The sequence below is a fragment of the Mesorhizobium monacense genome (assembly GCF_056781675.1).
In genome coordinates this window covers 5,217,999-5,236,594 of sequence record NZ_CM165567.1, presented here as the reverse complement: position 1 = coordinate 5,236,594, position 18,596 = coordinate 5,217,999, and the positions used below count along the sequence as shown (strand labels likewise).

Annotated in this window: 19 protein-coding genes; 7 read left to right on the top strand and 12 right to left on the bottom strand. The window is 63.4% G+C overall.

Annotated elements, in window-relative coordinates:
- Nucleotides 1-146: 146 nt before the first annotated feature.
- Nucleotides 147-1,220, top strand: a complete 1,074-nt coding sequence (locus AC1RUK_RS25080; RefSeq protein WP_481838503.1) for a sensor domain-containing diguanylate cyclase — start codon at nucleotides 147-149, stop codon at nucleotides 1,218-1,220.
- 98 nt (nucleotides 1,221-1,318) lie between these two features.
- On the opposite strand, the gene AC1RUK_RS25075 is transcribed toward AC1RUK_RS25080, so the two are convergent.
- From AC1RUK_RS25075 to AC1RUK_RS25065, 3 genes are all read right to left on the bottom strand, one after another.
- Nucleotides 1,319-2,401, bottom strand: coding sequence for a porin (locus AC1RUK_RS25075; protein WP_481838504.1), 1,083 nt, complete (start codon nucleotides 2,399-2,401; stop codon nucleotides 1,319-1,321).
- 323 nt (nucleotides 2,402-2,724) lie between these two features.
- Entirely contained in the window at nucleotides 2,725-3,342 is a 618-nt protein-coding gene (locus AC1RUK_RS25070) for a hypothetical protein (protein WP_481838505.1), read from the bottom strand.
- 291 nt (nucleotides 3,343-3,633) lie between these two features.
- Nucleotides 3,634-4,626: an adenosine kinase gene (locus AC1RUK_RS25065; RefSeq protein ID WP_481838506.1), complete on the bottom strand. Its 993-nt coding sequence runs from the start codon at nucleotides 4,624-4,626 to the stop codon at nucleotides 3,634-3,636.
- A 286-nt stretch (nucleotides 4,627-4,912) separates the two neighbouring features.
- Here AC1RUK_RS25065 and AC1RUK_RS25060 point away from each other — a divergent pair, with 286 nt between their 5' ends.
- Together AC1RUK_RS25060 and AC1RUK_RS25055 are read left to right on the top strand one after the other, a co-directional pair.
- Complete coding sequence (locus AC1RUK_RS25060; protein WP_481838507.1) at nucleotides 4,913-5,809, top strand: DMT family transporter; 897 nt, start codon at nucleotides 4,913-4,915, stop codon at nucleotides 5,807-5,809.
- Between the two features lie 156 nt (nucleotides 5,810-5,965).
- Nucleotides 5,966-6,664, top strand: a complete 699-nt coding sequence (locus tag AC1RUK_RS25055; protein WP_481838508.1) for a sulfate transporter family protein — start codon at nucleotides 5,966-5,968, stop codon at nucleotides 6,662-6,664.
- A gap of 41 nt (nucleotides 6,665-6,705) precedes the next feature.
- On the opposite strand, the gene AC1RUK_RS25050 is transcribed toward AC1RUK_RS25055, so the two are convergent.
- From AC1RUK_RS25050 to AC1RUK_RS25030, 5 genes are all read right to left on the bottom strand, one after another.
- Entirely contained in the window at nucleotides 6,706-7,509 is an 804-nt protein-coding gene (locus tag AC1RUK_RS25050; protein ID WP_436170559.1) for an isocitrate lyase/PEP mutase family protein, read from the bottom strand.
- 78 nt (nucleotides 7,510-7,587) lie between these two features.
- A complete protein-coding gene (locus AC1RUK_RS25045) occupies nucleotides 7,588-8,439 on the bottom strand; it encodes a hypothetical protein (protein ID WP_481838509.1) in 852 nt (283 codons plus the stop codon).
- A gap of 76 nt (nucleotides 8,440-8,515) precedes the next feature.
- A complete protein-coding gene (locus AC1RUK_RS25040) occupies nucleotides 8,516-9,172 on the bottom strand; it encodes an HAD family hydrolase (protein ID WP_481838510.1) in 657 nt (218 codons plus the stop codon).
- Nucleotides 9,172-9,657, bottom strand: coding sequence for a dUTP diphosphatase (gene dut, locus AC1RUK_RS25035; protein WP_481838511.1), 486 nt, complete (start codon nucleotides 9,655-9,657; stop codon nucleotides 9,172-9,174). Before dut ends, AC1RUK_RS25040 begins: the two co-directional genes overlap by 1 nt.
- 84 nt (nucleotides 9,658-9,741) lie before the next feature.
- Nucleotides 9,742-10,212, bottom strand: a complete 471-nt coding sequence (locus AC1RUK_RS25030) for an Lrp/AsnC family transcriptional regulator (protein WP_436170563.1) — start codon at nucleotides 10,210-10,212, stop codon at nucleotides 9,742-9,744.
- Between the two features lie 115 nt (nucleotides 10,213-10,327).
- Between AC1RUK_RS25030 and AC1RUK_RS25025 the strand changes: the two genes are divergently transcribed.
- The 3 genes from AC1RUK_RS25025 (at nucleotide 10,328) to AC1RUK_RS25015 (ending at nucleotide 12,889) form a co-directional block, all read left to right on the top strand.
- The gene (locus AC1RUK_RS25025; protein ID WP_006206866.1) at nucleotides 10,328-10,579 is read left to right on the top strand and encodes a DUF6356 family protein; all 252 of its coding nucleotides are present in this window, start codon (nucleotides 10,328-10,330) and stop codon (nucleotides 10,577-10,579) included.
- A 16-nt stretch (nucleotides 10,580-10,595) separates the two neighbouring features.
- Nucleotides 10,596-11,396, top strand: coding sequence for a class II glutamine amidotransferase (locus tag AC1RUK_RS25020; protein ID WP_481838512.1), 801 nt, complete (start codon nucleotides 10,596-10,598; stop codon nucleotides 11,394-11,396).
- 119 nt (nucleotides 11,397-11,515) lie between these two features.
- Nucleotides 11,516-12,889 carry an amidase gene (locus AC1RUK_RS25015; protein ID WP_481838513.1) on the top strand — a complete coding sequence of 458 codons (1,374 nt, stop codon included), beginning with the start codon at nucleotides 11,516-11,518 and terminating at the stop codon, nucleotides 12,887-12,889.
- Between the two features lie 85 nt (nucleotides 12,890-12,974).
- On the opposite strand, the gene AC1RUK_RS25010 is transcribed toward AC1RUK_RS25015, so the two are convergent.
- Complete coding sequence (locus AC1RUK_RS25010; RefSeq protein WP_481838514.1) at nucleotides 12,975-14,312, bottom strand: DUF1963 domain-containing protein; 1,338 nt, start codon at nucleotides 14,310-14,312, stop codon at nucleotides 12,975-12,977.
- A 189-nt stretch (nucleotides 14,313-14,501) separates the two neighbouring features.
- The gene (locus AC1RUK_RS25005) at nucleotides 14,502-15,584 is read right to left on the bottom strand and encodes an NAD(P)/FAD-dependent oxidoreductase (RefSeq protein WP_481838515.1); all 1,083 of its coding nucleotides are present in this window, start codon (nucleotides 15,582-15,584) and stop codon (nucleotides 14,502-14,504) included.
- Nucleotides 15,585-15,725: 141 nt separating this feature from the next.
- Between AC1RUK_RS25005 and AC1RUK_RS25000 the strand changes: the two genes are divergently transcribed.
- Nucleotides 15,726-17,318, top strand: a complete 1,593-nt coding sequence (locus AC1RUK_RS25000; RefSeq protein ID WP_481838516.1) for a peptide chain release factor 3 — start codon at nucleotides 15,726-15,728, stop codon at nucleotides 17,316-17,318.
- Between the two features lie 213 nt (nucleotides 17,319-17,531).
- Here the strand turns inward: AC1RUK_RS25000 and AC1RUK_RS24995 are convergent, their stop codons facing one another.
- Both AC1RUK_RS24995 and AC1RUK_RS24990 read right to left on the bottom strand, forming a co-directional pair.
- A complete protein-coding gene (locus tag AC1RUK_RS24995) occupies nucleotides 17,532-18,002 on the bottom strand; it encodes a VOC family protein (protein WP_481838517.1) in 471 nt (156 codons plus the stop codon).
- Between the two features lie 35 nt (nucleotides 18,003-18,037).
- Nucleotides 18,038-18,565, bottom strand: a complete 528-nt coding sequence (locus AC1RUK_RS24990) for an SRPBCC family protein (protein WP_481838518.1) — start codon at nucleotides 18,563-18,565, stop codon at nucleotides 18,038-18,040.
- Between the last annotated feature and the right edge of the window lie 31 nt (nucleotides 18,566-18,596).

Below are 18,596 nucleotides of genomic sequence, written 5' to 3'. Positions count from 1 at the left end.
TGCTTTTCGAGGGAAGCAGCGCCCGAAACGCCGTCGGACCCCTCCCATAAGAGATTGATAATATCCAGCTGATATAGGGAACCTCTTTGCCGACTTGCCGTAACGGCATGTGCGGCGCGCTCAGACCGCCAAATGGGGGTGCGGCCATGAAGCATGACGGGGTTTCTGTATCCGCGGTCGGCCACGGGGTCTACCACGACGAGCGGCTGGATGCGTTGCTCAGCATCACCGGCCGCATGGACGGTTATCTCTACCGCTGCCGCAACGATCAATCCTACACCATGCTTTATATCAGCGACGGCATTTTCACCGTCAGCGGCTATCCGCCCACGGATTTCGTGCACAACGCCGTGCGCGACTATGTCTCGGCCATCCACCCGGACGATCTTGCCTCGGTCTATGCCGCCGTCGACGCTGCGCTCGAGGCGCGCCGCAACTGGAACGTCGACTATCGCATCGTGCCGAAGGCCGGCGAACCGCTCTGGGTCCGCGAGATCGGCGGCGGTGTCTGGGACTATGCCGGCGAGCTCGAATTCCTGGAAGGGTTCGTCGTCGACATCAGCGACCGCAAGGTTGTCGAGGACCTCAACGCTGAGCTGCTGCAGGATCTGAAGGTCGTCAACGAGGAACTCTCCGCGCAAAAGCGCGAGATCGAGCTCGCCAAGCAGCAGAGCGACCATTCGGCTAACCACGATCTGCTGACCGACCTGCCCAACCGGCGCGCCTTCCACAACGAGCTCAAATCGGTGGTCGCCCGCTGCGGCGGCACCGGCCAGGCGGCCGGCCTTCTGTTCATCGACCTCGACCGGTTCAAGGAGGTCAACGACACGCTTGGCCACGAGGCCGGCGACGCGCTGCTGCAGCGCGTGTCAAACCACCTTCGCTCCGTCCTGCGCAGCGACGATTTCGTGGCGCGGCTCGGTGGCGACGAGTTCGCCTTCCTGTTCTCGGGGCAATCGGACCAGGCCAGGCAAAAGGCCGTGCGCGTCGCCGAACGCGTCCTGGAACGGCTGCGCATCAAGGTTCGAGCGCCGAATGGCGACATCCAGGTCGGCTGCACCATCGGCGTCGCCATCTATCCATCCGAAGCCGGCGACGGCGACGCTCTGGTCGCGCTGGCCGACCGGCTGATGTATGTCGGCAAGAAAAACGGCCGCGACCGGCTGGTCACCGCCGACGCCCTGGAGCCTGCGGCCAGCAAGCATCGCCGGACTGCCTGAGCGGCGCGCTCATCGCAACGGCGCGGCGGCCTCGGCCCTCGACATGAAAAAGGCCCGCAGCGTTCGCCGCGGGCCTTTTCGTCGAGATTGCGGATTTCTCAGAACGAGCGCTGGAAGCGGACGATGCCGCCGATCGCGTCGGAGTCGTCCGCGTCGAAATTGTCGTAATAGTCGACTTCGCCGGTGATCGTGTAGCCCGGAACGATGGTGTAGGCGACGTTCGCCGCCACGGCGAAGTCCTTGGCGTCGGTGTAGGAGACCTGCGCGTTGAAGGCCGTCTTCGAGTTGAAATTGTAGGTGCCGCCGCCCCAGACGGCGAAGTTGCCGGTCCATGGCTTGTAGAAGCCGACGCCGTTGGCCGGGATGGCGTTGCTGGCGTCCGAGAGGTTGTCGTCGGTGCCGTAGCCGGCCATCACGAACAGGGTCAGTTCCTTTGTCGCATTCACGTCGAGGCGAACCTTGCCGGCCACCTCTTCATAGTTGCTGTCATAAGCAACGACGCCGGTGATCGCACCCCAGTCGCCCTTGTACTTCACGCCGCCGACGACGTGCGGGACATAGCTGTCGATCGTGCCAATCGCGCCGGAGCCTTCTTCGAGCGAAACCACCGCCGAGAAGCCGTTGCCCGCGTCGAAATAGTAGCTGATCAGGTTGGTGTCCTTGATGCCGTAGGGAATGATCGTGTCCTGTACGACATTGCCGGCATAGCCGATGAACGAGTCATAGACGGATTCGTCCTTGCCGACCCGCAGCCCGCCGAGCTGGATCCAGGCGAAGTTCAGCGAGACACTTGAGGGACCACCATTCGGGTAGTTGAAGCGGGTCTCGGTGTAGGTCTTCAAGGTGCCGAGCTCGGTTTCCTGGCCGGTCCAGGTCTTCAGTGCGAAGCGCGCGTTCTTTTTCCAGGTGTCCTGAACGTCGCCGTCCTGGACGTCGGTGGCTGTCCGGCCGTCCAGCACACGACCACCGTCGCCGAACGAGGCGTCATAGCGGATGTAGCCGCCGATGCGCAGGCAGGTTTCGGTACCGGGGATGTAGAAATAGCCGGCGCCGTAGACGTCGCAGATCTTGACATACTCGGCCGGTTCCGGCTCGGCGACGACGACCGCGTCGGCGGCGCGTGCGCCCGAAACTGCGATCAGGGCCGCAGCGGAGCCGAGAAGAAGGCTCTTGATGCTCATTTTCTTGAATCTCCAGTCAAAGGTTCAAATCAGGTCGGGCATGGCTCTGAAGCCTGCCGCTTCACCCCACGTTGAAAGCCGCGCATCGCGCCGTTCTTCCGCCCCCGACATGGCCTAAGCGGCGGCGGCATTCAACAGAGATTGTGTTCGAAAAACGACTTTTCGCGTCACGTCATGCATTTGCCAAGATGGCACAAGCGGCACGTCTGAGACAAATGACACAAGATTTGTATTTCAATAGGCTTGAGATAGGCGGATTTTGACTGTTTTTCGAAGGGTACTTATTCGACTAATATCTGGGAAGGAGGCTCACGAGCGATGGATCAAACCCGGAAGGTCAATCGGGCGAAAAATCGCGCGTGGCCGGCACGACGTCGCCCACCATGTCCTGCTTCAGCATCTCGATCGGAATGCGGCCGTCGAGTTCGGGCGAAGGGCGGGTCAGCCAGAACCAGGCAAGCCTCGGATTGGCGATCGCCGCCAGCACCTCGCTGATCCCCGCGGCGGTGCAGCGTCGAGCGCGGTATGCGAAACTTCTCCTCCAGATAGGTCGATCCGGCGACCTCGCCTGCCCAGTCCTCGATCAGCATCGACTGAAGATCGTCGATCGGCTTGCGGAGGGGCGGGGATGCAAGCCTCTCGATGTCCTTTCCCGGCGCAGGGCTCTCATCCGCGCTGTCGGCACTTGCCATGCCCGAGCCGGCGCTTGCCGTGCCCCCGCGCGCGATATTGTCCGCCATTGCGCGGAGGAATTCGGTGGCGAGCGCAGTCCATTCGCCCTTGAAGGAGCTGACCGCAAGCCGCTCCGTCTGCGACAGGAAGGGAAGTGCTGCAGCGATGCTGCCGGCGATCACGCTGGCTGAAGCCAGGGCCTGTGTGTCCAGGAGGACGCCGTGCTGGATCAGGGCCTGTTGCACAGCTTCCGCCACCAGGCCCGCCAAGGCCTCCTGCGAAGTTCCGTCCATCGGATTTTGAAATCTGGTCATGCATCTGTCTTGCTGGCCGCGCGCTCTCCTCCACAGCTGCGGCCGGTTGTGGAACGGCTACAGCGGAAAGCGGAAATCGAGCCGACAACGGATGCAGCGACCCGACAGGCTGCTGTCTTGCATTTTTGACACCCCGACTGGCTGCGGGCGTCCCGAAATGTCAGTCGCGAAACGCCTCGATTGCGTCTAGGTGCGCTCTATGACAGGCGCGCGACAGGCGGCGTCTTTTGATGCCCAACAGCGGGACTACAGCAGCCCCGCCTGCTCGGCTTCGCGGCGCAAATTCTGCCTTGGCCGCGGGCCGATCTGCTGGATGACCAGCCCGGCCGCCAGCGAGCCGAGGTCGCCGCAGTCCTTCAGGCTGCGTCCCGTCGTGTAGCCATAGAGGAAACCGGCGGCGTAGAGGTCGCCGGCGCCGGTCGTGTCGACCAGGTCCTTGATCGTCGTCGCCTCGATGGTGACGGTCTCGTCGCCGCGCACGATGACCGAGCCCTTTTCCGAGCGGGTGACGGCGGCGATCTTGCAGTCCTTGCGGATGGCGGCCAGTGCCTCGTCGAAAGAGGCGGTCTGGTAGAGCGATTTGATCTCGTGGCTGTTGGCAAAGACGATGTCGACGGTACCCGATCGCATCAGGTCCAGGAACTCGTCGCGGTAGCGGTCGACGCAGAACGAATCCGACAGCGTCATCGACACTTCGCGCCCGGCGGCATGCGCCAGCCGCGCGGTCTGCCGGATCGCCTCCTTGGCGCGCGGCGGGTCCCACAGATAGCCCTCGAAGTAGGTGACCGCAGCACCCGAGGCCTTGTCGGCCTCGACGTCCTCCGGGCCGAGCTCGACGCAGGCGCCGAGATAGGTGTTCATCGAGCGCTCGCCGTCCGGCGTGACGAAGATCATCGAGCGTGCCGTCGGCGGCTCGCCTTCGAGGGGTTTGGTATCGAAGGCGACGCCCTGGGCCTGGATGTCATGGGTGTAGATTTCGCCGAGCGCGTCGTTCGACACCTTGCCGAAGAAGGCGGCGCGGCCGCCGAAGCTGGCGATGCCCGCCGCCGTGTTGCCGGCGCTGCCGCCGGACGCCTCGATCGCCGGGCCCATGCGGCTGTAGAGCAGCTCGGCGCGCCTGGTATCGATCAGGTTCATCGCGCCCTTGATGATGCCGTTGGTTTCGAGGAACGCCTCGTCGCATTGGGCGATGATGTCGACAATGGCATTGCCGATGCAAAGCACGTCATAGTCCGGCATCAATATCTCCGCCAACAAATACCGGCCTTCTGCCATGCCGGCCGCGCGCGGGTCTAGCGAGTTGCGGCCACTTTGCCTACCCCGAAAATCGGCATTTCCGCCGAGCCGGCTTTCGGTTGGCCATGATGTTCGGGCTGCGGCAGCCATCGCATCGAACTGGACCATGTCGGCCGCAACGATGACGGCTATGGTTGCATCGCGATCGAAACATTTCCGCCTCGCCGTGAGCTAGAAGCGGTCCGATCAATTGTGAAAGTGCGAACGAGCAATGCCCGCAAAGCCCGATATGACCACCGAACTGGCCCTGCTCGGCGTGCTGGCTGTGCTCTGGGGTGCGTCCTACTCCTTCATCAAGGTCGGCGTCGAGACGATCCCGCCGGTGACTTTCATCGCTGGCCGTACCTTGATCGCCGGCGGTATCCTGCTGGCGCTCATCCGCTGGCGCGGCCTCGCTTTGCCGAGGGATGCGGTGACCTGGCGCCGGTTCATGTTCCAGGCCTGCCTAAACAGCGTCGTGCCGTTCACGCTGATTGCCGCCGCCGAACGCTCCATCGATGCCGGCCTTGCCACCATCCTCAACGCGACCTCGCCGATCTTCACCTTCCTGTTGACGGCCCTGATCACCCGCCACGAGCCGGTGACGCTGCGCAAGCTGGTCGGCGTCGGCGCCGGCATTGCCGGCATATGTCTCATCGTCGGGACCGAGGCGCTCGGCGGCCTTGGCCATCAGCTCTGGGCTCAGCTCGCCGTCATCGCCGCCACCGTCAGCTATGCGGGTGCCGCTATTTTCGGGCGCAACTTCAGGGGGCTCGACCCGATGCTGCCCGCCGCCGGCTCGATGATCTGCGGCACGGCGATCCTCATCCCTTTGAGTCTAGTCTTCGACCGGCCCTGGACGCTCTCGCCCTCGACCGCGTCGATCCTCGCGCTGCTTGGACTGTCGATCTTCTCCACCGCGCTCGCCTTCTCGATCTTTTTCCGCCTCATCCACACGCTGGGCTCGGTCGGCACGACCTCGCAGGCCTATCTGCGCGTGCCGATCGGCGTCGGCATCGGCGCGCTCTTCCTCGGCGAGACCCTCGGCTCGACGGCATGGCTCGGCATGGGTTTTGTCGTCGCCGGCGTGGCGGCCATGACCATCCCGGCCCGCAAGGCAGCTAAAGCAATTCCAGGAAAAGTGTGAAACGGTTTTCCGTCCGGAATTGCGTCGAAACAAACAGATAGAGCGGTTCTGCGTTTCCTCGAAACGATGAACCGCTCTGGGTAAGTCGCTCTTGTGGGCTGTCGGGTCTCCGCCTATCTCGGAGATGTCCGTTTTGTCCCAGGGGGTGGAAACGCCGTGATCCTTGACGCTGCCCGCGCCGCTGCCAGTCAGCTGTTCTCTCCCGAATTCCGAGCGGTTTTCCTGAAGACGCTCGGGCTGACCCTGCTGGCGCTGGTGGCTTTGTGGTTCAGTCTGACCAGCCTTGTTGATTGGCTGGCGCTGCCTTGGGTCGAGACGCTGTTGCCCGGCCTGCCGTCCTGGGCCGGATGGCTGAGCGGCATCGTCGCCGCCATCGCTCTCGCCTTCGGGATGGCGTTGCTCATCGCACCGGTGACGGCGATCATCGCCGGCCTGTTCCTCGACGATGTCGCCGAAGTGGTCGAGCGCACCGACTATCCCGGCGATCCGGCCGGACAAGCCGTGCCGGCGCTACGTTCGCTGGTGCTGTCGATAAAGTTCTTCGGCGTCGTCATCCTCGGCAACATCGTCGCCTTGCTGCTGCTTTTGGTGCCGGGCATCAACATAGCCGCCTTCTTCATCGTAAACGGCTACCTGCTCGGGCGCGAGTTCTTCGAATTCGCCGCCATGCGCTTTCGCCCGGAGGAGGAGGCCAAGGGCCTGCGCAGAAAACATGCCGGCACGGTGTTTCTCGCCGGGCTGGTCATCGCCGCCTTCCTCGCCGTGCCGTTGCTCAATCTGGTGACGACGCTCTTCGCCGCCGCCATGATGGTGCATCTGCACAAGGCGATTTCGGCACGCGAAAGCCGCCGGTGACGATCCTCAGCGGCTCGCCGCCATATTGACGACCGTAAGGCTCATTCGCCGGACTTGCCAAACAGCGCCTGCAGCTTGCCGAACGGCATGGCGGAGCGGGTGAAGCCGAACGTGCCGTCCTGCTGGATCTCGCGCGCCGCCGTCTCCAGCATGCCGAAGGCGAAATTGGTCAGCCACGGTCCGAGCGAGATGCGCTTGACGCCTGCCTGGGCAAGGTCGGCGACGGTGAAGCCCGGGCGCGCCATGACATTGACCGGCTTGCTCACCGCCGAGCACACGGTGCGCACGGTCTCGATATCGCCGAGCCCGGGTGCGTAGAGCACGTCGGCTCCGGCCTTCTCGAAAGCCTGCAACCGCTTGATCGTGTCGTCGATGTCGTTCCTGCCCCACAGGAAATTCTCGGCCCGCGCCGTGAAGACGAAATCGCGCTTCAGGGCGCGCGCCGCCTCGACAGCGGCCGCGACGCGCTCGACCGCGTGCGAAAAATCGTAGATCGGCTTGTCGGGATCGCCGGTATGGTCCTCGATCGAGCAGCCGGCAAGGCCGGCCGCTTCGGCCGCGAAGATGGTTTCGGCGGCACGCTCGGCGCTGTCGCCCTTGCCGCGCTCGAGATCGGCTGAAACCGGCAGGCTGGTCGCCGCCGTCACTTCGCGGCAATGGTGGATCATCGCGTCGAACGTCACCGCGCCGTCGGGCAGGCCACGCGAGAAGGCAAAGCCGGCGCTGGTCGTGGCCAGCGCGTTGAAGCCGAACGAGGCGAGGAGCTTCGTCGTGCCGACATCCCAGGGATTGGGCATGACGAAGGTCGAGGCATGTAGGTCGCGAAAGATCTTGCCCTTGTCCATGGAGACTTCCTTCAGATACGGAATTGTGAGGCGGAGTCTATCGCGCCGGTTTCCGCCGGGCAAACGAATGCGTTTGGCTCAGAAGCGTTTGGCGTTGTCTGCTGACAAACGCTCGAATGCGTCGGAGTCCTTCGCATAGCGTGGCGCCGCCTTGTCCCAATGATAGGTGACGGAAATATCGTCCGACGAGGCCTTGGGCGGCGGCTCATCGCAGCTCTCGCCGCTCGGCACGGTGGCGTCGGTGACAGTCACCTTGATCGTCGCGTAAGGCTGATCGCCGCCACTTGTCTGGAAGGCCAGGTTCTGCGTGCGCCTGTAGGCACAGACATTTTCATCGAACGTGTGGATCATGTCGATCAGTTCGAACCGGTCGTTGCGCACCATGATCAGCGGCGTGGCCACGTAGCCCTGGTTCGAATTGAAGTGCGTGCTCATGGTGATGAGGACGTCATCGCCGGGACCGATCGACAGTTCTCCGGGATCGCGAAAATACGTGTTCCTGTCGACGGCGACATTGACGGCGTCGAGCAGTTTCGGCTTGCCGGTGATGTCGTAGAGCGCCAGCACGGCATAACCTTCGGCGCTGTCGGGAGAGCCGCCGAGGTCGAACAGCATGGTCAGCCGGTCCTTGCCGCCGGCCTTGATGTCGAGCACGGCGGCGTTGGGGAGGCTCGACGTCTCAGGCGGCGAGCCGCCGCTATCCGGACCCTCGATGTGGCGCATCTCGATCGGCAAGGTGCCACCGTATAAGCCGTCTGTGCCCATCTTCAGGTCCGGAATGACCATTCTGGCAAGGTCGAGATAGGTGACGTCCTGGTGACCGGGCAGGGCAGTACCCAGATCGGGAAAGCTGACGCCTTGCGCACCCGCCGTCGCCCCAAGGCAAGGCAGCAACAGGCAGAAAAGGACAAAGCGAAGCAAAAGGTTCATGCGTGGCCCCGGGCTGGCGGGCATCAAGCTAGCACGGACAAACGAGGCATGCAGCCGGGGTGTACCGGCTGAAAGCTCAGTGGATCGGCACCAGGCCGGCCAGCTCGCGCATGTCGTCGAACAGGATGCCGCCGGCCTCCGCTAGGCCGTCGGGGTCGGAATACGGATCGGCGTGATAGGAAAACACCCGCATGCCGGCGGCGATGCCGGCTTCGGTCCCGGCGACGCTGTCCTCGATGACGATGCAATCGGCGGGCGCGAAGCCCATCGTCTTCGCGGCATGGAGGAACAGATCCGGAAACGGTTTGCCGCGCCCAACCATTGTCGAAGAGAACATGGCGTGCTCGAAAAGCGGCAGCAGCCCCGTTTGGCCAAGCGTGATATGCATCTTCGACACCCGCGCCGACGATGCGACGCAGTACGGGATGCCGGCCGCACGGACTTTCTCGATGAACTCCCGAACGTATGGGATCGCCTCGACGCCATGCGCGAACAGATCCGGCAAGCCGGCGTTCCAGCGGTCGACGAAATCGGCGCCCAGGCTGACGCCGGTCGCCTCGATCTCCTTCTGCACCGAGACCATGCTGCGGCCGGAGAAATGCTTGCGGCAGTATTCGAGCGTGGTTGTAAAGCCGGCGGCGCTCAGCCATTCAGCGAGGCGTTGATTGGCGAGATTCTCGGTGTCGACCAGGATACCGTCGCAATCAAAGATAACCAGTTTCGGTATACTCATCAGGCGGTGCCGGTCGACCCAAATCCGCCCGAGCCGCGCGCCGTACCGCCGGCCAAGGTGCGCTCCTCGACCACTGCTTGCGTTACCGCCGCAAAGACGATCTGGGCGATACGCATGCCGCGCGTCACCGCAAAGTCCTCGTCGCCGAGGTTGATCAGCAGCACCTTCACCTCGCCGCGATAGTCGCTGTCGATGGTGCCGGGCGTGTTGAGGCAGGTCAGCCCATGCTTGAAAGCAAGGCCGGAGCGCGGCCGGACCTGGCCTTCCATGCCTTCCGGGATTTCCAGGATCAGCCCGGTCGGCACCAGCGCGCGTTTTCCGGGCAGGATCAGCAGCGGCCGGTCGTCCGGCACTGCGGCGCGCAGGTCCATGCCGGCGGCTCCCGAGCTTTCATAGGCTGGCGACGGCAGACCCTCGCCATGTGGCAAGCGAACGAAACCGACGGCAGGGCCGATGACGGAAGTGGGATAAAGAGCTGCGCGCATGAGGCCGATCCTATCGGCAAGAGCGCCGATCCAGTCAACTCGGCGGCCACGCTATCAACGGCTTTCTTTTGCGACGGTTCCGTTTCAGCGCAGTTCCACCGGCACGACCGTCGTTTCCTTGATCTCCTCCATGACGAAAGAGGCCGAGACGTCGGACAGCGGCACCTTGGCGATCAGCCGCTGGTAGAGCCGGTCATAGGCTTTGACGTCGGCGACGCGGGCGCGCAGCACATAGTCGAGATCGCCGGACATGCGATAGACGCCGGTGATCTCGGGAAAGCCGGTCACAGCCGCACGGAACTTGTGCAGCCAGTCGGGATCGTGATTGGAGGTGCGGATCAGGATGAACACCGATAGCCCCAATCCAACCCTGTCGGCGTCGACCAGCGCCACCCGCCCGGTGATGACGCCATCCTCCTCCAGCCGCTTGACCCGCCGCCAGCAGGCATTGCGCGACAGCGATACTCTTTCGGAAAGCTGGTCGACCGACAGCGTGCCGTCGCGTTGCAGCTCGGCCAGCAATCTTCTGTCTATTTCATCGATTTCCTGCGCCATATTGGGATGAATGTCCCAAATTATAGATCATGACAAGGACAAATTGAGACCAATGAACCTTCGGCCTGTGGCAGGATACCCAGCATCGGGGCTTATCCCGGCAGGAGGGATCATCATGACGCAGCTTTCGAAGCTCTTCACCTCGCACCCGGCCAAGGTGGGCGAGAGCTATTTCAGCCATATGGCCTTCGCCGCGTGGTTCTGCTCGCGCCTGTCGATGGCTGCGGGTGCCGCGCTCGTTCACGCTTTCTTGCCGTTTCTGTTCGAGACTACGGCAAGCCGAATCGTCCGCGAGCTCTACGAGCGGACGCACAACAGAGGCTCGCACGCGACCAAGGAGCCGGCGGCTCTGATGGATCGCGCATAACGGACGGTAGAAGCGAATGTGCCGGTGGGCGGCCTATCTTGGTGAAGCGGTCTTCCTTGAAGACATCATCACGGCGCCCTGCCACTCGCTGATCGCCCAGAGCCACTGCGCCCAGGAAGCCAAGTCGCCGACCAATGGCGACGGTTTTGGTCTTGCCTGGTATGGCGACCGGCCCGAGCCTGGCCTCTATCGCGACATCCTGCCGGCCTGGTCCGATCCCAATCTGAAGAGCCTGTGCCGGCAGATCAAATCCGGCCTGTTCCTCGCCCATGTGCGCGCCTCGACCGGCGGCGCCACCAGCCGTATGAACTGCCACCCGTTCATCTCCGGCAACTGGTCGTTCATGCACAACGGCCAGATCGGTGGCTTCGAAAAGATCCGCCGCGCGCTCGAGAATTCGCTCTCCGATGCCGTCTTCGACCGGCGCGAAGGCACCACCGATTCCGAACTCTTTTTCCTGCTGATGATCGACGAGGGTCTTTCGGCCGATCCGCAGGGGGCAGTCTCGCGCGCCACCAGCCGCGTCATCGAAGCCTCCCGCCGCGCAGGTCTTGAGCCGGCTTTGAAACTCACCGCCGCCTTCTCGGACGGGCAGGCGCTTTACGCCGTGCGCTATGCGACCGACGCCCATGCGCCGACGCTCTACACCTCCGTTTTTCGCCATGGCGGAGGGCGGTGCATTGTCTCGGAGCCCTTCGACCGCGATGGCGGCGACTGGCAGGCGATCCCGCCGTCGAGCTTTGTCACCATCGGCAGCGATGGCATGGCCATTCGTCCTTTCGCGCCGGCCGTCGCAAAGCTGGCGCTCGTCGTCTAATTGCAAATTGGCGCAATCCCGATCAAGCGTCATCGATGCTCGAATGCTGAACTTGGCTTGAAGCCGCACCGCAATCCTCCATTTGGTGAGGCAAGCGCGGGCAAAGCCGGAGCATTGTTATGGACCTCGCCTTTTCCTCCGCCATCGAACTCGCTGCCGCGATCGCCGCACGAAAAATCTCAGCAGTCGCGGCGCTGGACGCACATCTGGCGCAGATCGATAGGCACAACAGAGCGGTCAACGCAGTCGTCATTCTCGACCGGGAAGGAGCCCGCGAACGCGCCAGGCAGGCCGACGCGGCATTGGCGCGCGGCGAAATCCTTGGCCCGCTGCACGGCGTGCCCTTCACGTTAAAGGACATGCACCAAACGGCAGGCATGAGAACAACGGTCGGCTTTCCACCCTTTGCCGACTATGTAGCGAAGGCGGATAGCCCCGTGGTCGCACGGCTGAAGGCCGCCGGTGGCGTGCTGATGGCCAAGACCAATGTCGCGATGATGCTGGGCGACTGGCAGTCGGACAATCCGCTGTTCGGCCGCACCGGCAATCCTTGGGATCTCAGCCGCACCGCCGGTGGCTCCAGCGGCGGCGCGGCCGCCGCGGTCGCAACGGGCATGACGCCGTTCGAGGTCGGCACCGACATGCAGGATTCGATCCGTCTGCCAGCCAGCTTCTGCGGCGTCTATGGCCTGAAGCCGACCGAGCACCGGATCTCGCTGGCCGGCGCCTTTCCCGATCCCGGCGGCGCTGCGCGCAGCGTGCGGCTGATGTCTTGTCTCGGCCCGCTGGCGCGGACTGTCGAGGACCTGGCTTTGATCTACCGGATCATCGCCGGGCCGGACGGAGCCGACACCGACCTCGCGCCGGTACCGGTCGATGCCATGCCCAAGCTGGACCTCAAGGCGCTGCGCATCGCCGTCGCGCCGTCCTTTCCCGGCTTTCCGGTGGCCGGCGAGATCAGCGCTGCCGTCGAGCGCCTTGCTCGCCAGATGGAGAGCGAGGGCGCCGCAGTGGAAGAAGCAAAACTGCCGAAACTCGACCTGCACGAGGATCTGGAACAGGGCGGCGAACTGATCGGCATGATGCTGGAGGCCGCGCAACCGAAACCGCCTCCGAAGCCGACACCTGCCTCCCGCTGGTTCGAGGCGCTCGCCCGCCGCGACCGCTCGATCCTGGCCTGGGACCGGTTCTTCGAAACCTGCGACGCGCTGCTGTGCCCGGTCGCGATGTGCACGGCCTTTCCGCATTGCGAACCGGGAAGGTCGATCGAGGTCGATGGCAAGCAGCAAAACTATTGGATGCTGCCGGCCTATGGCGCGGTCTTCAACTACAGCGGCCATCCGGCCCTATCGTTGCCCTGCGGCCAGGACCGCGACGGCCTGCCCATCGGCCTGCAACTGGTCGGCAAGCGCTGGTCGGAAGCACGGCTGCTCGGCATCGCCAGGGCGATCGAGCCGCTCACCGGCGGCTTCCGCCGCCCGCCTGGCTATTGAGCGAAACGGCCAAGCAAGCAGCGGGTCGCGCCGTGCCGGCGCCGATCTCGATCGACCTCGGCGGCGCAATTCCAATCAAGCGGACCTAGTTCGTAATTTCGAATGTTACATTGTCGAAATTCCCGCGCGCCAAGTCATCCCGACTGATGAATAGGACGATGGAATACATGTCGCCCCAGATCCATCCAACCATATCGCTTGTCCGAAGCTCCAACAAAACCGCATTCGGTGTCGCCGGCCCATGAGGCGTGTAGACATGGCCAACCGGGGTACGCCCCATAGCGCCCCGTTCGTGCAGGGCATCGAATTGCCAGATCATTTCCATGCGAGAGCGCAATTCGGGATGGAGGGTCTCGGGAGCGTGCGTGTAAGCGCAGACGGCATGCCGATAAAGCTGATCGGCATAGCCGTAATGCCACGATGCCCAGACTGAGGGATCCGGCTTCTCGGACAATCGCAGGATCGAAGACCTGAAAACGACATAGCCGTCTTCATCATCGTTCAAACGGCGTACATAGTAGGAAGGTATATCGCCGATCTGCTTAAATAGATCTTGGACTGGTCCGAGCTTAAAGTCCCTTGTGAAAGGTACAAGCGCATCCACGATGTGCGAGAATCGCTCCACCGATCGGGACGCTTCCAGCCGCATCGTCTCCAGTTCTGTCTTATCCCTGTCACGGAGTTTCCCTCGCAGGAGGCCATCTATTCGCGTTGTTTGGTCATTCAAATGCTTCTGAAGGTTATCGAGCAGTACCTTAAGCGTCGCTTCGTTGAACGGATGAAAGGCCGCGTCGGATAGGTCCGGAGGCTGAGCGTGGCGAGGATCGGGCAAGCCGGGCGCCTTGCCCTTGCGCCATCCCGTGGGCGGAGGAGGTTGGCCAACGTGCTCGCTGATCATGATTGGCCACCTCGGCGAATGGGCTTGCACTGGCGGTCTGCCTTTGGATGATCGCGGTCGGAACCAGACCGCATCCGCCTGCCCAGGTCCGTCGCGCCCCTTCAGTTCTCCATCGACGTGGAAAACCTTGGGAGCCGTTTCTTTGGCATGAGCCGTTTCTTCGGCATGAAGGAAAACAGCAAGCCAGCCTTTCCTGGGACCGAGGCCAGACCAGATATTCTGGGGCAAGGCGGACAGGTCTATCTGACATACGAAGCGAAGAGGTTCGCCCTCGATCTCTGGCCACGCAACGTCGTCGGGCAAGCAAGGCATGCCGCCAAACCAGCCGGCGCTCTGCTGTGCCGGGAGCGGTACGACAGGAGTGAGCAGGACATAGGGTTCCCTGCTGTCTCTCGCTTCAGCCAGCATCTCGAAGGTTGCGACTTCGTTCTCCACGATGCCAGGTACTAGCTCTGCGGCGAATTCGCGCGACGCCTGGTCTGCCTTGCGTTTGCCAAAGATTTTTCTAAGTACCCGGATGATCATCTGTCGCCTGGTTGCCCGCACACCATGTAGGGAAAGATGCTATTAGCAAGTAAACATCCTGACAAAGTCAATAGGAAGCAGTGGAGCAGAAGTGACGCAAATCTCATTCGATTTCAGCTAGGTCATTCACGAATTGAATCCGAACGAGCAGCCGATCGCCAGCTATAGAGGGTGCCGGATGCGATTCGCCTACTCGGGCGGCTGAGAAAACCGGCCAAGCCCATAGGGCACCAGCAGCGCATCGCGCTCGCCGTCGAGGAGTTCGTGGGCGGCGAACAGGCCGACGGCCGGCGCCAGCGTGATGCCGGAATGCATGACCGCGACATAGAGCCCGCTGACGCCCTCGGCGCGGTCGATGATTGGAAAGCCGTCGACAGGTGTCGGCCGGTAACCGATCGTGTGGAAATCCAGCTCCAGCCCGTCGGCGCCGCGCAGCATGCTCTTCGCCGTCGCGAACAGGTCGCGCGCGGTCGCTTCGGGGTCCAGACCCGGATCGCCGCCGCCGAAATCGGAACCGGCGATGATGCGGCCCTCAAGCGTCTGGCGCATATGCAGCGGCTCGCCCATCACCAGGCCGTTGAGCAGTTTTTTATACGGGCGCGAGTGGACGATCAGGCCGGCCGGCGTCTCGATCGGCAGCTTTATTCCGGCCGTCGCGGCGATGGCGGGAGCGCCGGCGCCGGCTGCGATCACCACCTCGTCGGTGGTAATCCGTTGCCCGGAAATCTCCACGCCGGAGACCTTGCCCTTGCCGTGCACCAGGGCGGTGACGGCCCCGGTAATCATCGTTGCGCCGCGCCGTTCGGCATTGGCCAGCAGTGCTTTCGCGGTGGCGACCGGTTCGGCGACGCCTTCCTCGGCGACATGGAGAGCGAAATCAGGAGGCTCGACCAGATTGGGTTCGATGCGCGCCGCTTGTTCGCGGCCGATACGCTCGACGCCATAGCCCCATGACGAATGCTCGGCGGCATGGGCTTCCAGCTTGTCCACCGGCATATCCCAGCACAGGCTGCCGCACCAGGCCAGCGGCAGACCGGGCAGGTCCTTTGCCAGCCGCGTCCATTCAGTCATGGCACGGGTGCGCAGCCGGAAGTAAATCTCGGGATTGCCCCAGCTGGCATTGATCCAGGCAAAGGAGTTCGGTGTCGCGACGCCGCCGGCGCCGCTATCTGCGATCACCGTCACCCGCGCTCCGGCCTTGGCCAGATGCCAGGCGATGGAGGCCCCGATGATGCCGGCGCCGATGACGATCACTTCCTTCGCACTGCTCATGCTGAACTCTCTCCGAATTGGGCTCCCTGATGCCATCCCGGTGGTCCAGGCTCAAGTGCGGTCAGGGCCTTTCCGCCCAAAACCGTCGACAGGCCGGGAAAGCGCTGCTAGAAGCCCGCGCCACAGACAGGATTCCATAAATTGGCTGAAGACATCGATCAGGCGGTATCGCGCCGCCGCACTTTCGCGATCATCGCCCACCCCGACGCCGGCAAGACCACGCTCACCGAAAAGCTGCTGCTGTTCGGCGGCGCCATTCAGCTTGCCGGCGAGGTCAAGGCTAAGAAGGACCGCATCCAGACGCGGTCCGACTGGATGAAGATCGAGCGCGAGCGCGGCATTTCGGTCGTCACCTCGGTGATGACCTTCGAATATGAGGACAATGTCTTCAACCTGCTCGACACGCCCGGCCACGAGGATTTCGCCGACGATACTTATCGCACCCTGTCGGCGGTGGATTCGGCGGTCATGGTCATCGACGCCGCCAAAGGCATCGAGCCGCGCACGCTGAAACTGTTCGAGGTCTGTCGCCTGCGCGACATCCCGATCATCACTTTTGTCAACAAGATGGACCGCGAAAGCCGCGACCCGTTCGAGATCCTCGATGAGATCGAGCAGAAGCTGGCGCTGGACACCGCCCCGATCACCTGGCCGATCGGGCGGGGAAAAACCTTTTCCGGCACCTATCACCTGGCGCTGAATGCCGTGCGCAAGGGCGACGCCGAAAAGGAACGCACGCCAGTCAACGGTCCCGATTCCAACCGCGTCGCCGGTCTCTTGCCGGAAAACGAGCGCGAGGCCTTCATCGAGGAGCTGGAGCTGGCGCGCGAAGCCTGCCGCCCGCTCGACATAGATGCTTTTCGCGAGGGCCATCTGACGCCGGTCTATTTCGGCTCGGCACTGCGCAATTATGGCGTCCGCGACCTGATCGAGGCGCTCGGCGCCTTTGGCCCGCCGCCGCGCGCGCAGGAGGCCGACAGCCGCAAGGTCGAGGCGACCGAGGACAAGATGACCTCCTTCGTCTTCAAGATCCAGGCCAACATGGACCCCAACCACCGCGACCGCATCGCTTTCGTCCGCGTCTGCTCCGGCAAGCTAGAGCGCGGCATGAAGGCCAGGCTGGTGCGCACCGGCAAGCCGATGAGCCTGTCGGCGCCGCAATTCTTCTTCGCCCGCACGCGCGTCACCGCCGACGAGGCTTTTGCCGGCGACGTCGTCGGCATCCCCAACCATGGCACGCTGCGCATCGGCGACACGCTGACCGAAGGCGAGGAGATCCTGTTCCGGGGCGTCCCGAACTTCGCCCCGGAAATCCTGCGCCGCGTCCGCCTTGGCGATGCGATGAAGGCCAAGAAGCTCAAGGAAGCGCTGCACCAGATGGCCGAGGAGGGCGTCGTGCAGCTGTTTTCGCCGGAGGACGGCTCACCGGCCATCGTCGGCGTCGTCGGCGCGCTGCAGCTCGACGTGCTGAAAGAGCGGCTGAATTTCGAATACACGCTGCCGGTCGATTTCGAGATGTCGCGCTTCTCCGTCTGCCGCTGGATCTCGGCCGACGACAAGGCCGAGGTCCAGCGCTTCATCGAAGCGCATCGCGGCGACATCGCCCGTGATCTCGACAATGATCCCGTGTTTCTCGCCCAGCACGCCTTCTCGCTTAACTACGAAGCCGAGCGCTGGAAGGCGATCCGCTTTGCCGCGGTGAAGGACTATCAGGTCCGCGACAAGGCGGCTTGAGCCAGATCATCTAGCGCGGCGCTGCCCCTCACCGTTACCCTCTCCCGGTGAAGAACGGGGAGAGGGGAACGCCAGCGTTGCGGCCAGCCACTTCTCCCCGTCACTATACGGGGAGAAGTGCCGGCAGGGTGATGAGGGGCAGCGCCGACATTGGCAATTGATCGTTCCGGCATGAATGGGACAAAGATCATTTGCCCGAAGCGATGCCTTCGCTCAGCCTCTGGCTGCTTCTTCGATCTTGGCGATGTCGATCTTGCCCATTTGCATCATCGCATTCATCGCCCGGCCGGCCTTTGCCTGATCAGGGTCCTGCAGCAGCCTGGGCAATTGCTCCGGCACCACCTGCCAGGAGACGCCGAACTTGTCCTTCAGCCAGCCGCATGGGCCGGGCTCACCGCCGCCCTCTGTGAGCCTGGTCCAGAAATGGTCCACCTCTTCCTGCGTCTTGCAGTCGATGGACAGCGAGATCGCTTCGGTGAACTTGTATTGCGGTCCGCCGTTGAGCGCCAGGAACGGGATGCCGTCGAGCTCGAACGAGGCCACCAGCACGCTGCCTTCAAGAGCGTGGCCCTTGGGCCAGCGCGTCACGCTCAGTACCTTCGAGTTCTTGAAGATGGAGATGTAGTGGTTCATGGCCTCTTCGGCCTGACCGTCGAACCACAGGAAGGTGGTGATCTTTTGCATGGTCTCTCTCCTTGGCATTTTCTTTGGGGGAAGGGTCAGGCGGCGCCCTTGGCGGCGTCCTGGAGGGAAGCAAGATAGGCGTCGAGCTGGGCATAGCTTGCGTCCATGCCGGTGGTCATGCCGGTGCCGAGTGCGCCGTCCCGCGCCGCTTGCGAGGCGTAAAGCACCGTCTGCGTCAGCAGGGTCTTTCCGATCTGCTCGGCGAAGATCACCGTTCCGACCGTCTCGCCGCCAGTCCAGTCCTCATCGAACAGTTCGGTGGCGACGATCCGGGCCGGGCGCACGATCTCGCGATAGGCGCCGCTCATGCCCATGCTGCGGCCGTCGCGGTGCTGCCAGACATAGCGTGTGGCGCCGCCCACCCGCAGGTCGATTTCGCAGACCGTCAGCCGCCAGCCGTCCGGGCCGTGCAGCCAGCCTTTCAGAAGTTCCGGTATGGTCCAGCAGTCGAAGACCATGGGACGGGGCGCATCGAAGACGCGGGTGATCTGGACTTCGCGGTCGCTGGGCGTCGTCACGGTCAGTGTCGCGACGGTCGAGCCGGGCAAAATTGTGGTGCTCACGATGATCCTCCTGTGCTTCCCAGTTTGCCCA